Source organism: Nostoc sp., from assembly GCF_036916655.1.
Classification (GTDB): Bacteria; Cyanobacteriota; Cyanobacteriia; order Cyanobacteriales; family Nostocaceae; genus Nostoc.
The window spans coordinates 39,701-55,976 of record NZ_JBALFY010000048.1; the positions used below are offsets into that span (position 1 = coordinate 39,701).

A 16,276-nucleotide genomic window follows, 5' to 3' on the forward strand; every position below is an offset into this window, starting at 1 on the left:
CGTCTCTACATGAGGGTTTTGGGCTTATCTGAACAGTATTGACATGTAACTCTTTTGACCTGCACCTTGATTGCATCGACCTGCACCTTGATTGCATCAACCTGCACATCGATTGCATCGACCTGCACATCGATTGCATTGACCTGCACCTTGATTGCATTGACTTGCACCTTGATTGCATCAACCTGCACATCGATTGCATTGACCTGCACCTTGATTGCATCGACCTGCACATTGATTGCATCGGCTATTGTTTGCGTAATTTTTGACTCAAACCTCGAAAGCACCTAACGCTTTGAGGACATCTTTTTGAGCTATCGTGATTCCAGTTACGCCTGTAATATTGGTTCCTTGATAAGGTCTGTCAGGATTGAGTGTTTTCAAAGATTTGCCCGTTTGGGCATCCCAAATCTGAATAGTGCCGTTTTGGCTGCCGCTAGCGATCGCATAATGTTCTGTAGATTTACCAAATGCAATATGCGATCGCATTGCATGAGGCATGACAGGCAGCACTTTCAGGCAAACCCCTGTATGTCTATTCCAAATTCTCACTGTTTGATCTAAGCTGCTACTTGCCAAAATATCACCTTCTGGACTAAAGGCAACTGACCAAACACTATTACTGTGTCCCTCAAAAATATTGAGACATTCACCTGTATCAATTGACCACAGGCGTACTGTTTCATCTTCACTAGCGCTACTGAGAATTTGCCCATCTGGACTAAAAGCGATCGCTTGCACTCTACTAGTGTGTCCTTCTAAAATTTGGAGACATTCACCAGTGGCAATCGACCACAGGCGAATGGTTTGGTCTTCACTACTGCTAGCAAGGAATTTACCATTGGGGCTAAAGGTAACACACCAAATCCAACTGGAATGACCTTGCAATATATTGAGGCATTTTCCTGTACTGACAGACCATAAGCGAATGGTTTGGTCGTCACTGCCGCTTGCTAAAATTTGTTTATCGGGACTAAAGGCTACTGATTGTACCCAATTTATATGACCTCTCAAGGTTTGCAAACATTGCCCTGTGCTAACTGACCATAAGCGGATGGTGCGATCGACGCTGCTACTGGCTAGCAAATCTCCATCTGGGTGAAAGGCTACGGAACTTACCCAACCGCTATGTCCGGTGAATTTTTTCAGGCAAGTCCCCGTAGTGACATCCCATAGTCTTACGATTTGGTCTGTGCTGCCACTGGCAATTTGACCATCTGCATTAAAAGCAACTGAAAAGACAGAATTACTATAGCCTTTTAAAGTTTTAAAGCATTTACCTGTACTAACATCCCATAGCTTTACGGTTTGGTCTGCGCTACCACTGGCAATGGTTTGACCATCTGCATTAAAAGCCACTGAAAATATCGAATTGGTATGTCCTGGTAAAATATTCAGGCATTGCCCTGTACTAGTTTCCCAAATTCTGACTGTTTTATCGTCGCTGGCGCTGACCAGCATTTGGGCATTGGGGCTAAAGACTACTGAACGGACGCGATCGCTATGTTCTTGTAATATATTGAAGCAGTTTCCAGTACTAATTTCCCAGAGGCGAATTGTGAAATCGGCACTGGCACTGGCTAGGGTTTGACCATCTTGACTCCATGATACTGACCAAATGCGATCGCTATGTCCCTCTAAAATGCGATCGCATTCTCCATTAATTTTCCAAAGTCGAATCGTGAAATCGGCACTACCACTAGCTAGAGTTTGACCATCGGGACTCCATGATACTGAGAGGATGCGATCGGTGTGACCCGACAAAATTTTATAACAGTCCCCAGTGTTGACATTCCATAATCTGATTGTTGGTTCATCGCCTCCACTAGCGAGGATTTGGCCATCGGCACTAAAGGCAACTGACCAAATCGAACTTGTGTGTCCTGACAAAGTTCTCAGACATTTACCAGTGTTGACATCCCACAGCCGAATCGTTTTGTCACTACTGCAACTTGCTAATAATTGCCCATCTGGACTAAAAGCAACCGACCAAACCCAACCTAGATGTCCGGCAAAATTGATAACTAGTTGCCCAGTTGCAACCTGCCACAGACGAAGCCCACCTTCCGCATCTCCCGTAGCTAATAATCTTCCATCTGGGCTAAAAGCAATACCAGCAAACACCATACCAAAGGTTTCAGCAAAAACACATTGACTCAAATCAGAATATTCAAAATTAACATTATGCAAATTCACATCTTGTAAATAGGCTTGCCAAATCGTTAAATTGGAAAAATTGTAGTTAGTTAAAGTTGATTGTAATTGACAAAGTAAATTTAAAATATTACCGCCTGCATATCCAGTTTTAAGTGACGATGTACCTCGTAACTTGTTTAAACATTGAGTAAGTAGGTTTTCAATTGCGAGTTTTTCTTTGACTTCGATTAATAAGCGATCGAGTAATAAGCGTTCTAGAATCGGCTTGAGAATAAAACGAACTTGCGTTTCTCGCACGTAGTCTTTTGCTTGGGATTTGAGTAACGCATGAGTTTTGAACAGCAGATTTTTTTGTTCAGCATTCGCTTCTAAGCCTCTCAGAATTTCTTGGCAAACTTGAGCGACTAATTTTTCGGTGACATATTCCATTACTACAGGCTGAAGTGAAAATTGTGTACGATGTTTTTCAATCAATGTCGCTTTAGCTTTCTCAATTAAAGAGCGTTGCTCTAGTGATTCTAAAATATCAATTAATTCTTGGGGCGTTCTGGGTGGAAAAATATCCGATCGCAGTTCTGAAAATGAAGCCGGAGCGCGATAAATAGCCAACCAATAAATCACCGTTTTCTCCGACTCAGAAAGTCCTTCAAATTGCTGATCTATGAGATTTCTAATATTCCCAAAAACAAAAGCTTGTTGGTTGAGAAAATCAGAAATACTACCATCAAACAACTTTTGAATCGTAGTTGCAATAATTTTTAATGCTAAGGGATTTCCGGCATAACCTTCAACCAGCCGATTCCATTCTTCTATTGAGCCTTGAAAATTACCTTTTAACTGCAAAAGCTCTTGTGCTTCTGTTTTCTTCAAGCCAGTTAATTGAAAAGCCCGAATAGGTAAACTTGCTCCTTCTAATAAGCGGACTTCTGGAGGCTGATATCGACTAGTTAGGACTAAGCAACTTTGATGGCGAATTTCTCCAACTTGTCTAAATATTTCGCCATAAGCTTCATAGCCTTCCAGATAAGATGATTTAGATTGATCGTTGGGTTGTAAGATGGTTTCAACATTATCGAAAATTAATAAACAACGCTGCGATCGCAAATAATGTAACAGCCGCGAAATTTTACCTTCAACTGTTTCTGGATAATCAATTTCTTGCTGATTAGATAATAATTTTAATAAATCGATTAATATCTCTTGTACTGGTGGCGCATTTCGCAAACTTCGCCAAATCACACATTTAAACTCGCCCTGTAATTGTTGCGCCAGCTTGATAGAGAGAGAAGTTTTTCCCATCCCACCCATTCCTAACAAAGCCACAAGCCGACACCGCTCGACTAAAATCCACTGTTGTAACTGAGCTAGTTCTGCTTGTCTTCCGTAGAAAAAATCAACATCGATTGCATCTCCCCAATCTTGATACGAAGTCTTAACTTCTGTAATCAGTAAATTATTAGTAACTTTTACTCGCGTTTCTTCTTCAAGATTATTAAATATATTTTCTTTTTCTGAAGTTAATTGTACCGTCACATTCTCTATTTTAAATCGACGCTCAATTGCGGTTCGGAAACTTGTTTTATTAACTTTTTCTCCTAACACGTCTGAAAGTAATTTCCATAGCTTCGGGCCAATATCATGTTTTAAGTAAGCTGGAGAATAGCCATAAATATCGGCAATGCGATCGTAACTTTGACGTTCCAAAGACCAGGACTCACGCAACATAGCTTGTTGGAGATCGCTCAAATGAATTCTTGACTTGGCAAAAACGAGAGCGTCTGTAAATGCGAGTGCTTGCTCAATATCCATTGCTGTGATCGGCGAAAGTTAAATACACTTTAAATTCTCTAAGTAGAATGGCATAATTCATTTATCAGATAATAGCAAAAACAATATGCAGTATTTTACAAATTCTTTACATAAAGCTTATGCTTCAGTCATTAATTAGTCGAATTTGGGAATTACTTTTACGCTTACTCTTACAGAGGATTACTCTTGTACTCACGCTGATGTTATGTGCAGCGATCGCGATCGCAATTTCTAATATGTCTGCGCTTTCATCGAGCTTGATTGAATCCCAAGGAGTTCAAAATGCTGCCTTGAATATCCAATCATTGACTCAAGCTTTTGACCTCTACAGCGCCGCCGCCGCCGAACGAGCTAAAGTTGTGCCTGGAATTACCGTTACCCACGCTTACCTCAATGCCAAAGGTGCAATCCCTTTACCCTCAACTTTTGCGATCGAACTTGGCGAGCAAATTAGTGAAAAAAATACTGAAATGTCTGTACGACTGTACAGTAACTATCCATATCCTTGGCGCACGGCGACAGGGGGAGCAAAAGACGCATTTGAGCGCGACGCACTCAACTTCTTGAGAGATAATCCTCGTCAAAAATTCTATCGTCTTGAGAAGCAAAATGGATCTACTACCTTGCGTTATGCCCAAGCCAGCTTGATGAAACCAAGTTGCGTAACTTGTCATAACACAGATCGTACTAGTCCCAAGAAAAACTGGGAAGTCGGAGATGTTGCTGGAGCTTGGGAAATTTCTCAATCTCTCGATAATTTAGTCACCAAAACCAACCAAAGTCTGCAAGGAACCTTCGCCATGTTAGGCGGTATGTCAGTCTTAGGAATTTCAGGATTGACACTTGTTATTGGGAAACTCCGAGAAAACGCGAGAAGTTTAGAGCATCGAGTCAGAGAACGAACCACAGATTTAGCAGAAGCCAACACCGAATTAGAAAAAAGGAACCAATTAATTCGTCAAGTTTTCGGGCGATATTTGAGCGATACAGTTGTTGCTAACTTGTTAGAAAGCCCTGAAAGATTAAAACTCGGTGGTGAACGACGCAAAATCACTATCCTTACCTCCGACTTACGAGGCTTCACATCTCTCTCAGAACGCTTTCCACCGGAAGAAGTAATTCACATTCTCAACCTCTATTTAGAATACATGGCTGATGTAATTAATCATTATCAAGGCACAATTGATGAGTTTATGGGAGATGGTATTCTAGTCTTATTTGGTGCGCCGATCGCTAAAGAAGATGATGCCCTCAGAGCCGTTACCTGCGCCTGTGCCATGCAGTTAGCAATGGGTGGTGTTAATGAAAAAATGAAAGCCCTTGGTTGGCCACCATTAGAAATGGGAATTGGTATTAACACAGGCGAAGTTATAGTTGGTAATATTGGTTCCGAGAAACGGACTAAATATGGAATTGTCGGCAGTCAAGTAAATCTCACTTATAGAATTGAGTCATATACTAGTGGCGGTCAAATTCTCATTTCTGAGCAGACTTTCCAAGAAGTCGGATCGAGCGTCAGAATTATTGGACAAAAGCAAGTTCAGCCGAAAGGTGTGAGTCAGGCAATTACCATTTATGAAGTATATGGTGTGGGTGGACGATACAACCTTTATTTGCCCAAAGAAGAAGAACTGTTTTTTCCTGTTCCTCAAGAAATACCGCTTTTATACACTATTTTACATGACAAGCAAATGGTTAATACAGTATTTTACGGGCGTTTAGTCAAACTATCAGCTAAAGGAGCCGAATTACAGGTAGATATACCAAATGAAATCCCACCTCAATTAACTAATATTAAAATAAATCTTTTAACATCAAAAAACTCCTCGCAAGTAAGTGAAGATATCTATGCCAAAGTCTTAGAAAAACTGGCAGATAAAGGAAGCTTTTTTATTAATTTCACCTCTGTTCCTCCAGCAATTTTAACTCAGTTTGATAACCTATATCAGATAATTTCTCAAAAATCTAATTAAACATAATATCAACTAGTACACCGTTGCGGAATTTTGGCTACATTTAACAAACATACAGTCCGCCTTATAGTAAAAACTCTGTCGCCCTTCTGCATCTAAACTAAAACCTATCATCATAAAATTAAGTCACTAACTTATAAAATCCCTCTGTGGGTTCATCAAAATTGTAAGTATTTTTTATAACATATAGAATGCACACTTCCATTTTCCATCAGTGCGTAAATCCTCATGGCTAAAGTTGAAGAATTGACACCCCAGCAACTCTCCGAAACAGACCTGAAACCACGAGGGAGAGTTTATGCGAGTCCTATCAGTTGGCGCGACCAGTTTTTGTACCAATTGATAGTAGATAGATTCAGTAATGATAATGAAAATCAAAGAGAACTTTTTGACCACAACAACCCTGCAAAATTCCAGGTTAAAGACAAAGCCGACTGGATGGCAGCAGGTACGGAGTTTGTAGGTGGTACTCTTAGAGGAATTAAGAGTAAATTAGACTACTTGCAGCGATTGGGAGTCACAACGCTGTGGATTAACCCACCTTGGCAACAACATTCTCAGTTAGAAACTTACCACAGCGATCGCATCCAAGAATTTTTAGATGTTGACCCCCATTTTGGCACTCGTCAAGATTTAAGAGATTTAATTGATGCAGCCCACGATCGCCGGATGTATGTCATCCTCGATGTAATCTACAACCAAAGTGCCGATAACTGGTTCAACAGAGATGAAGTAATTGCAGCACTAGCCAGAGTTTATCAATATTGGATTGCTCTTTCTGACTGCGATGGCTTGCGGATAGATAGCCTTAAGCATATTTCTCCAGAAGATTCGCGCAAATTCTGCACCGCAATTCGTGAATACGCCGAATCTATCGGTAAAGAAAACTTTTTACTGACTGGAGAAATCACCTCCGGTAGTATGGCTAGTGCATACATAGATATTATTGGGCGTAACCTCAGTGCTGTATTAGACATTGTGCAGTCCCCTAATGAATTGACCGCATTAGCAAGGGGATTAGTACACCCAAAGCAATTTTTTGATTTGTATAGCGAGAAAAATCTTGCCGGAGAATACCGCCAAGTTGGGATATATCATCTCTCTATCTTAGATGACGGTGATATGTCATTCCGTGCCAATAAGCAGCGATTTGCCGCATACAGCACAGTGCCTAATCTCTATGAGCAAGTTGCCCATGCTGTAGGTGTGCAATTAACAATACCAGGAATTCCTGTGATTTATTATGGAACAGAACAGGCTTTTGATGGAAATGAAGGCGATCACGATTACAGTATAGAAGGTGAACGGTTTGCGGAAAATAGATATATCCGAGAAGCAATGTTTGGCAGTGCTTTTGGCGCATTTCAAACAGCCGACTGTCATTTCTTCAATATCGACCATCCTACCTATTTGCGGATAGCTGCGATCGCGCGGATTCGCAACCGTCACGATAAAATTGGCAAAGCACTACGCCGTGGACATCACTACCTGCGCGAAACATCCTTTCATAACTCCCCCTTCTCCATTCCCGGACAAGGTGAATTAGTTGCTTGGTCACAAGTTTTATTTGACACTGAAGTATTGATGGTGTTGAATACCAACGGCTTAGAAAATCGGCGTGCAGAAGTGACAGTAGATACTTACACGCATCCTCAAGGCTCAGAAATGACTTTTTTATACAAAAGTGATTGGAGCAATGCCGATTTACGTAATTCACGGCAAAATCAAACTGTAGCTGTGCAACATCACGATGATGGTCGCGCAACTGTGGAAATTGATTTGCCTCCTTCAGGAATGGCAATTTTGGCATAGTTACAACAGTTACAACTTTGATAAAAATTGCAACACCCTGCACTTTAGAAGTACAGGGTGTAAAACAGCTATATTTTGTGTGATTCCCAATTCTGGCCTATTTACCTCAAAGCCAATCTCGATAAGCTGATATTTCATTTACGCTGATTTCAAATGGCGTTCCTTTGCCAAATGGCGGATAAACGCGGATTTTGCCATTGCTAGCAAACCGCTCTAACCTATTACCTAACTGGGGAATATTGCTGACAATATGCCAGTAAGATACTAAATCAGGGCAATCAATAATTAATGTGAGGATGCTAGCATTTGTTGTCAGATACCACTGACAATTAGATAATAGGACTCTCGTAATGCGATCGCAAGCTAGATAAAAACATCTGCCAGTAGACTGCTCTAGCTCCATTTGCAGCATTCCATCCTGTTTCGTTACCTCAGCGGGAGGTAAATCATCGGGAGGAAGCAAGTATAGTTTAGAAGACATAATTTCGCACCTCTTGGTTGTAGCGCGTCAAACTGTCCAGGTTTTTTTGCAAATCCGCAGACGAGGGTTTGAGTGCTAGCGTACCTAAATTTAATTCGTCCTGAAATTTCTTGATTTTGTCTCGACAAGTCTCCACATCACCGATAATTGAATTCTCAATCAAATAATCTTCATCGAAACAAATATTTGTGCGGTCGAATGGTTTTTGGTTGGGATTCGCACTATTTTTCAAAATTTGAGCCGAATTAGCTTTCATTTTCTGGCTAAATTTGCGAACGAAAGGTAACGCTTCACTCACTGCCTCGTCAAATGTTTTGCCAACAAAAAAGAAGCGTGCCAACACTAATTTTTCCGCACCACTAGAATTTAAGGCTCGATATTTGCTAACAGTATCCTTCAATCTTTCTAGAGAAAATGGCGGCCCACCCATCAAGCTGAAGGAATGTTTAGCAGCTAACTCGATACCATCATCGCCGCCAGTGGCAACATACACTGGTATTTGACTCTGCAATGGTTTTGGGTAAATGGTCAGGCGATCGCACTGATAATACTTGCCATTAAATGATACGTCAGTTTCATATAAAAGCTTTTGAATCAGTGCGATCGCCTCTAGCGTCTTAGGACGGGCTTCACTTGGTAGGGTCGCAAAATGCTTATTTTGTTGAGGAAAGGGGCCGCCTTTGGCAACTCCAAATAATAATCGTCCATTACACAAGTTATCCAAAGTGGCAATATCTTCCGCCACCCGAATCGGGTTATGGAATGGCAGCAACACCGCCGCAGTGCCTAATTGGATAGTTGAAGTCAATCCCGCCAAATGTGCCATTAACAGCAACATAGATGGGCTGAGATTGGATTCACTAAAATGGTGTTCGCTTACCCAAGCTTCCTCAAAACCCAAGCTTTCAGCCTGTTTTACCAGCGTGACTTGCTCAAACATGGCACGACGAGCATCTTGGTGAAAATTATCGTAATTGCAGAAAATTCCAGTTTTCATTACTTATCTTGATACTTTGTATTCACCGTAGGTGCTGGTTATTCTAGTGGTCGATAGATTGCAGTAAATACTTTAGTGCTTACGACAAAAGCATTTACCCCTCTCAATTAATGCCATGAATCATTAAGTTGCAACCCACTGCAATTCCAACCATAGACGTGGGTTGTTCTCTTTGACCTTCGACATCGGATCGCGCAATAATCGCTTGGCATTCATACAAACAACCTGGATTAAACCCATATTGCCTGCTACTTCTCTGAGTATTTCTTTTTGAGCTTGCACACAGGAAATCATTTCGTCAGAGCAATAAATTCCTATATATTGCAAACGTCTGGCAGGTCGTCCCCAAAAACAGGTGATGACTTTCACATAACACCCATCCAGCAATTCTCCAACTTGCGGGTAGTAATCGTTGACGACTCTTGTGAATTCTTTGGCTAAGACATCTTCAGCAATCATTGGAACTGATATTTCTGTAGCATCCATCACGCTATTTAATATAACATAATTTTATCAATTAAATATAATAAAATAGCCTATTAGGCTTAAATAAAATATTAAATATTACACAAAAAAAGAGGTGTACCTTATTTAGTATCACCTCAGATTGGCGTAAAGCGTATTTATACAATTAACTCTTGTGGGGTAGGCAACATGAGCGCCCAGCTTATATGCGGTTCATGTTGCCCACCCCACAATATTGGATAATTTATTTCTTGGATTTCCCTAATCGCCAGGTATATTTGTAAAGGTGAGATGCTCCCAAATACTATGATGTTGAATTCTAAGTTTTGAATTTTAATTATTACCGAGCATTGCGCTCACAAACTAAAACCTCGGCGATGATATCCGGTACGTTTACAAAATCTGTAAATCCTTCCGAACCACGGATTGGTGAAATAAATGTATAGTTTGGATCGCACGCTCCAGTGTCATATACTTGAATAAACCACCGATCGGGAAATCCTTCTATACCTAATTCCACAGTGTACCAACTCTCGCCAATCAGACGAGAGTTAAAGATTGTGAACCACTCTCGGTTCTCTTCTGAAATATTCCAATCTGCCATCAGCAGTTCTAAAGCTATTTGTCCCGCATCCGTTGAAGTCAACAGCATTTTTACTCCTTACTTGCAACTTCAGTACTGGGAACTTCTGGATATAAACCTAATTCTTTCGCCAACTCACGCGCCACAAAAAATAAAAATTGGGCCCCATCTTGATTGCCTTCATGGGCAAACATAGTTGCTACTTGTAACATTGTTTGTACTAAACCAGAATCAACCAATTCTGGCTTAGATTCTAAAATTTCTGGTTCTTGACCATTAGGACATCTGAGTAACTCATCAATCAGATTAAAATACAGGCTTTGGCGTTGATCTTGCTCTGTCATGGTAAATTTGTTGATTTGAGTGAGTGAATTGTAAATAAGTTACTGTTCGATACTTTGCTGCCACAGTCTTTCCAACATTTCAACTTGTTCTTTTAAAACAGCAGCGCGATGAACAAGATATCTGTCGTAAAAGAGAATCCCTAACCCAACACAAATGGGGGTTAATAAGAAGAACCATTGCAGGATAGTGGCAAATTTATATTGTTCAGCAACAGTCAGCATTTGATGAACCACATTACGATCAGAGGATGGAATACTAGTCTGAGGGGAATGTGTACCCTCTGTCTGGGGAGCCAAGGCGGGAGCATTTGTAGTAGTGTGGTTAACTTGGTCAGCTAAATTCTGAGATTTTACTAACTCTAGATGTCGCTCCCAAATTATGCCAAATACTATTAGTTCTGGTGAAAGCACTGCTAAGGTAACGACGCAAACTGTAAGAACATTTAAAAGTTTGGCTTTCATCGTGGCTCTCCCTTGCCAGGTAGTATGCACCTAGTAAGAAAATATCTTTTGCTGTTTATCTAAAGTAGTTAGATATTTCTACCTATAAAACAGTTTTGATATTAAAATATGTGTAATCGGTAATTTTCACAATCATTAGTTGTCAGTTATTTTTCTCAACACCACTGACTACTGACAAATAAAAAGTTACCACCCTTTTCACAAAACATAAGATTATTCAGTCAGAAATAACGCACTTAGATTCTGGAATCTGGTTTCATCCTACTCTCAAAAGAGAGATTAAGAAGTCCCCCCTAGTTCACTCAGCTTTCGCTCAGGAATGTTGGGGGGTAGAGGGGAATCTCTGCGTAAATCCTATACGATTTATATCAGCCGCTCTCCACCAAACAGTTTACCCCAGCCCTGTTAAGATTATTAAATTCATTAGAATAGTACTCAAAGCTTGTAATCCGCCCCTGATAAGTCTTATAAAATTTCATTGGGGTATGGGTGCTAGTGTTTTCAAGACGGGGTTCTAGTGTTTTAGAGGTGGGGTTCTGGTGTTTTTGTACTCAACCTAAATGCAATGTAGGCAATGCTTAAGGACTATTTAGGATGCAATTTTGGGCTGAGAAAATCTGCACTCAAAAGAAAATATCAATGTCTCTTGATAAAGATAAACCAATAAATTATGAAAAACAATTAAATGTTTTAAAAGTCAATGGTATTTTCATAACAAATAGAAAAAATAGTAAAAATTATTCATATATACAGAATTATCAAAAATTAATCTTAGCCTACAAGACAATAATCAGCAATTCCAAATGGTAAAATACAAGGATGGTGGCTAGCTGTCTGCTGAAGCGCTCGTCTCGTCAGAGAATAAGGCAAAGTAAGAGAAGCTTAACTGAACTGTATTGTTCTGAATTTTGACTCCTGAGTTCTGAATTCTTCTAATAAAAGTTCTTCCTAAACTTTCATATTTTGTGGTTTAGTTAGAATACATAGTATATGCACTCATTGGCACTAAACTGCAAAATCAATATATAAAAGCTTATTGTTATAAGTAAATACTCTGTACGAATATTTAGGATTTTAGGAGTTAAATAATGCGAATTGCTCAAGATATAACCGAACTGATTGGACGAACTCCTTTAGTTCAACTGAATAAGATTCCTCAAGCTGAGGGAGTAGTAGCAAGGATAGTTGTTAAATTAGAAGGCATGAACCCAGCGGCTTCGGTAAAAGACCGCATTGGGTTAAGTATGGTACTCTCCGCAGAAGCGGCTGGCTCGATTTCCCCAGGAAAAACCATTTTAGTTGAGCCTACTTCTGGTAATACAGGAATTGCTCTAGCAATGGTAGCAGCAGCGCGTGGCTACCGTTTGATTTTGACCATGCCTGAGACAATGAGCCAAGAACGACGAGCTATGCTGAGGGCTTATGGCGCAGCTTTGGAGTTGACACCAGGCGCAGAAGGTATGCGGGGAGCAATTCGCAAAGCTGAAGAAATTGTGGCTAAGACTCCCAATGCTTTTATGCTGCAACAGTTCCGCAACCCTGCGAATCCCAAAATTCACCAAGAAACCACTGCCGAAGAAATTTGGACAGATACAGATGGGGAAGTAGATATCGTCATTGCTGGGGTAGGTACTGGTGGGACGATTACTGGGATTGCAGAAGTACTCAAACAGCGCAAGCCGACTTTTAAAGTGATCGCAGTTGAACCCAGCAACAGTCCAGTTCTCTCAGGTGGTGAAGCTGGGCCACACAAAATTCAAGGTATTGGCGCCGGATTTATCCCCGATGTTCTCCGCCTAGAATTGGTTGATGAAGTAATTAGAGTCAGCGATGAACAAGCGATCGCTTATGGGCGACGTTTGGCAAAAGAAGAAGGCTTATTATCTGGGATATCCTCTGGTGCAGCTTTATGTGCTGCAATTCAAGTAGGTAAACGTCCAGAAAATGCCGGACGTTTAATTGTCATGATTCAGCCTTCTTTTGGCGAACGCTACCTCAGCACACCCATGTTTCAAGATTTATCTTTAGAAACTGCTGGGGTGCGTTAAGGAGATGAGGGGGACAAGAGAGTAACGAATCTCTCTGTCCTTCTCATTTGGATGAAACGTTAGCTGATATCCATTTCTCTACAAATTTGTTACAGTCTTGGCTTCGTCCAGGTAAAACCTGCGCGAATAGTTCTTCAGATGCACCTCTAATCGCAGTGTCATGGCGGACATTCTTACTAGTACAGTACGGCGTAAATAAACCACCTGATGGGGAGACAAAATAGGCTAAAAAGCTTATGAGATAAAGAATGCAGCAATTTAAATATGCCCATGCAAGTATAGTTTCGTAACATCTGAGATAAAAATAAGCATATTTTTACGAGATGTTACGAATACTAATTCACTCCAAAGTTGTCTGTTGATACTTGAGAGCATTGTCGCATCTCAAAGTTATCGAACAGAATTCAGGAGTCAGAATTCAGAATTTACAATGAATTCTGTATGACTGGCGGATAGCGAGTATTCGTACTCTTACAGAGAAGCAAGCTACGATTTTAGCGTCTGTCTGCGACACGCTGCGCGAACGCAGGGAGCGTTGCGTCTTGATTCTGACCCCTGAATTCTGACTTCTGAATTCTTCTTCAATCTGTACTAATGCTTACAGTTACCTTGCTTTTGGTGTTCGTGAGAATCGTTACCGTGATGATGATCTTTACCGTGGGAACAGTTTTGCAAATCTTGCTTCAAAAGCTTGTCGCTGATTTCTTGCAAGGATTCATCCACAGCTTGTAAGCCAATCCAAGCATCAATCTTTTGGACATCAAATCCTACCTCGCGCTGTTCGCCTACTTCTAACAAAGGACGGCGAATTAACAACGGTTCTTTCAGCATCAGCGCCAACGCAGTTTGAGCATCGATTTTTTCAGGAACCACCTCACCAGATTTTATCTTGGGAGCGGAAGGATTAAACCATTCGGCTACGGGGCGATCGCCAAAAAATGAGCGCAACCGTTCAACTGTCCAAGGTTCTTTTAGCAGGTTGTATGGTATCACCTCATGACCGGCTGCTGTGAGCAAAACTTTTTGCTTAGTACCACCTTTACAGCCTGGTTTGCTATAGAAACTTACTCTTGCCATGCAACTATCTCCTAAATTACTCATTGAGCGCTAAAGCGCCAACTACGAACCGATGAAATTAAAAATTCCTAGCTTTATGGCTAACTAAGTCAAACTCAAACCTCTCATTCGGATCGGTTTCGCCATAAATATTGAAAGTCACAGTTGGTTCCTCACCCACTGCTTCTACACTGTGAATTGCATCGGGAGTAAAGCTAATAATGTCTCCTGGGAAGAGAGTTATTTCTCCCGTTGCTTCAATTTTGTCCTGAAATTCTGGGCTATTGGTGCGTCGCCAAAAAGTATTTTTTTCCTGGCCTTTTAGCACCGCCACGATTCCCCACGTCCCATGATTATGAATGTTTGAACGGGTTCCTGGTGCAAATGTTACTGTTTGCACCGTCAACGGAAAACCCAACTCATCATATAGGAGTAAAACAGAGGTTCCCGTTTTAGGCGAAGGCTCTAAATTTTGACTTCGCACCCAGTAGGAATTTACAATCAAGCGCCTTACAAGCATCCGAATTTCTGGCAGACAATTGGTTTCATTGTCACTACTATTGAGAACATCTTCCACCTCAGTTAAAAAACGATAAAGGCGGTAATTTTCTCTCAATAAATCCCATGCTCTTACAGATTTACAGGCTTGATACTGACCGTCCCCTGTTAGCAGCCAATCCCTACCTTTCATAACTTTTAAATTGATAACGGAGAAGATTGGATCACAATGATCGGTGAGACATTAGGGATATTACCTACAGGAAATTTTGTAGGTATGTTGATAGGAGGAAAGATAGAGTTACTATCAGTAGCCGATCCTAATAGAGAATAGGATTTAGTAGATAACCAATTGTTCATGATTTTCACCTTGACTTTTCATTGCTGACTAATTAATCGTCTTCTTCTGCTGGGCGTGTCAAAATATCCAGCAGAATTCCAGAACCAAAATCATTCTTTTCGTCTATCTGTTTGACTCTGGTGCTGATTTCTTTTGCTTCCTCGATTGCTCCCAACTTTGCTAGTACTAATCCAGAAGCAGCATAAGCATTTAAGTACAATCGAATTTGTGGTTCTTCTTTGCGATTGACTAGTATAGGCTTAAGTTGCCCCCAGTCATCAGGGAATTTTTCTACTTCTTTAATTTTATCTAATAATTTGCTTGTTGTTTGTAGTGCGAGAGAATAATTATTTTTATAATAGAAAAATCTATAGGCTGCTACCAAGACATCGGTATTATCACCAGTCTGTGCTAAAGCTTGTTGAATATATTTTTCGGATTCTGATGTATTTTCCCAGTTTTGTGCAGCTAAAATTAAGAGATTTTTGATATCTTCTGGAACCTGAAACCATGAGAATTGGTTTGTATTAGTTTGCATAATAAAGTCCTGGAGAGTTAGGAGTTAGGGGTTAGGAGTTAGAAGTTGTGAATTACGAGTTAGAAGCTATAAATTCTTAACTCTTCACTCCTCACTCCTAACTTTTGTTAAAACAAAGTAAGAACGTACACCAAAGTGAATAAAACAATCCAAATAATATCTACGAAGTGCCAGTAAATTTCTGTCATTTCGATGAAAGTATGATTGGTGGCAGAATATTCACCGGGGAGACGCGATCGCCACAATGCACGTAATATCAATAACAGTCCTACAAAAACGTGCAAACCGTGGAACCCGGTCATGATATAAAAGCAGTTGGCGAAGACGTTGGTAGTCAGTCCATATCCTAATGTTGAGTACTCATAAACCTGACCACCTAAGAAAATTGCTCCCATGAGTGCAGTAATTGCATACCACAGTTGCATTCCCTTGAGGTTATTCTTTTTAATCGCTGTATCACCGAAGTGAATCACGAAGCTACTAGACACCAAAATAATGGTGTTAATTGTCGGCACAAGTAATTCTACTTCACTTCCTTCTGGAGGCCAAACTGCTGTAGTACCTCGGAAAAATAAGTAAGTGGCAAAAAATCCCCCAAACATCAGAGATTCAGAGGCAAGGAACGTTAATAGACCCCAAACTCTTAAATCTGGATGTTCTTCGTGTCTTGCACTATGATCTTCACTTGTCGTAGCTATGGTCATATTGTTTAC

The 16,276-nt window shown here is 40.6% G+C and carries 15 protein-coding genes; 3 read left to right on the top strand and 12 right to left on the bottom strand.

Annotation, left to right across the window (positions count from 1 at the left end; genetic code table 11):
* Positions 1-5: 5 nt before the first annotated feature.
* A complete protein-coding gene (locus V7L31_RS12810) occupies positions 6-233 on the bottom strand; it encodes a hypothetical protein (RefSeq protein WP_334696567.1) in 228 nt (75 codons plus the stop codon).
* Positions 234-270: 37 nt separating this feature from the next.
* Complete coding sequence (locus V7L31_RS12815; RefSeq protein ID WP_334696568.1) at positions 271-3,966, bottom strand: NB-ARC domain-containing protein; 3,696 nt, start codon at positions 3,964-3,966, stop codon at positions 271-273.
* Between the two features lie 119 nt (positions 3,967-4,085).
* On the opposite strand from V7L31_RS12815, the gene V7L31_RS12820 reads away from it, so the two are divergent.
* Together V7L31_RS12820 and V7L31_RS12825 are read left to right on the top strand one after the other, a co-directional pair.
* A complete protein-coding gene (locus tag V7L31_RS12820) occupies positions 4,086-5,939 on the top strand; it encodes an adenylate/guanylate cyclase domain-containing protein (RefSeq protein ID WP_334696569.1) in 1,854 nt (617 codons plus the stop codon).
* A gap of 228 nt (positions 5,940-6,167) precedes the next feature.
* Complete coding sequence (locus V7L31_RS12825; protein WP_334696570.1) at positions 6,168-7,751, top strand: alpha-amylase family glycosyl hydrolase; 1,584 nt, start codon at positions 6,168-6,170, stop codon at positions 7,749-7,751.
* 106 nt (positions 7,752-7,857) lie between these two features.
* Here the strand turns inward: V7L31_RS12825 and V7L31_RS12830 are convergent, their stop codons facing one another.
* The 6 genes from V7L31_RS12830 to V7L31_RS12855 form a co-directional block, all read right to left on the bottom strand.
* Positions 7,858-8,232: a hypothetical protein gene (locus V7L31_RS12830; RefSeq protein ID WP_334696571.1), complete on the bottom strand. Its 375-nt coding sequence runs from the start codon at positions 8,230-8,232 to the stop codon at positions 7,858-7,860.
* Positions 8,222-9,229, bottom strand: coding sequence for an LLM class flavin-dependent oxidoreductase (locus V7L31_RS12835; RefSeq protein WP_334696572.1), 1,008 nt, complete (start codon positions 9,227-9,229; stop codon positions 8,222-8,224). Before V7L31_RS12835 ends, V7L31_RS12830 begins: the two co-directional genes overlap by 11 nt.
* Before the next feature lie 123 nt (positions 9,230-9,352).
* The gene (locus tag V7L31_RS12840) at positions 9,353-9,715 is read right to left on the bottom strand and encodes a hypothetical protein (protein ID WP_334696573.1); all 363 of its coding nucleotides are present in this window, start codon (positions 9,713-9,715) and stop codon (positions 9,353-9,355) included.
* A gap of 319 nt (positions 9,716-10,034) precedes the next feature.
* A complete protein-coding gene (locus V7L31_RS12845) occupies positions 10,035-10,346 on the bottom strand; it encodes a hypothetical protein (RefSeq protein ID WP_334696574.1) in 312 nt (103 codons plus the stop codon).
* 2 nt (positions 10,347-10,348) lie between these two features.
* On the bottom strand, positions 10,349-10,621 hold the full coding sequence (locus V7L31_RS12850; protein ID WP_334696575.1) for a hypothetical protein: 273 nt from the start codon (positions 10,619-10,621) through the stop codon (positions 10,349-10,351).
* A 39-nt stretch (positions 10,622-10,660) separates the two neighbouring features.
* The gene (locus tag V7L31_RS12855) at positions 10,661-11,083 is read right to left on the bottom strand and encodes a hypothetical protein (RefSeq protein WP_334696576.1); all 423 of its coding nucleotides are present in this window, start codon (positions 11,081-11,083) and stop codon (positions 10,661-10,663) included.
* 1,088 nt (positions 11,084-12,171) lie between these two features.
* Between V7L31_RS12855 and cysK the strand changes: the two genes are divergently transcribed.
* Complete coding sequence (gene cysK, locus V7L31_RS12860; protein WP_334696577.1) at positions 12,172-13,131, top strand: cysteine synthase A; 960 nt, start codon at positions 12,172-12,174, stop codon at positions 13,129-13,131.
* Between the two features lie 591 nt (positions 13,132-13,722).
* Here the strand turns inward: cysK and V7L31_RS12865 are convergent.
* The 4 genes from V7L31_RS12865 to V7L31_RS12880 form a co-directional block, all read right to left on the bottom strand.
* Positions 13,723-14,208, bottom strand: coding sequence for an ArsC/Spx/MgsR family protein (locus V7L31_RS12865; RefSeq protein WP_334696578.1), 486 nt, complete (start codon positions 14,206-14,208; stop codon positions 13,723-13,725).
* A gap of 58 nt (positions 14,209-14,266) precedes the next feature.
* A complete protein-coding gene (locus V7L31_RS12870; protein ID WP_334696579.1) occupies positions 14,267-14,878 on the bottom strand; it encodes a cupin in 612 nt (203 codons plus the stop codon).
* Positions 14,879-15,077: 199 nt separating this feature from the next.
* Entirely contained in the window at positions 15,078-15,563 is a 486-nt protein-coding gene (locus V7L31_RS12875) for a hypothetical protein (protein ID WP_334696580.1), read from the bottom strand.
* Between the two features lie 107 nt (positions 15,564-15,670).
* Complete coding sequence (locus tag V7L31_RS12880; protein WP_334696581.1) at positions 15,671-16,267, bottom strand: cytochrome c oxidase subunit 3; 597 nt, start codon at positions 16,265-16,267, stop codon at positions 15,671-15,673.
* Positions 16,268-16,276: the final 9 nt, after the last annotated feature.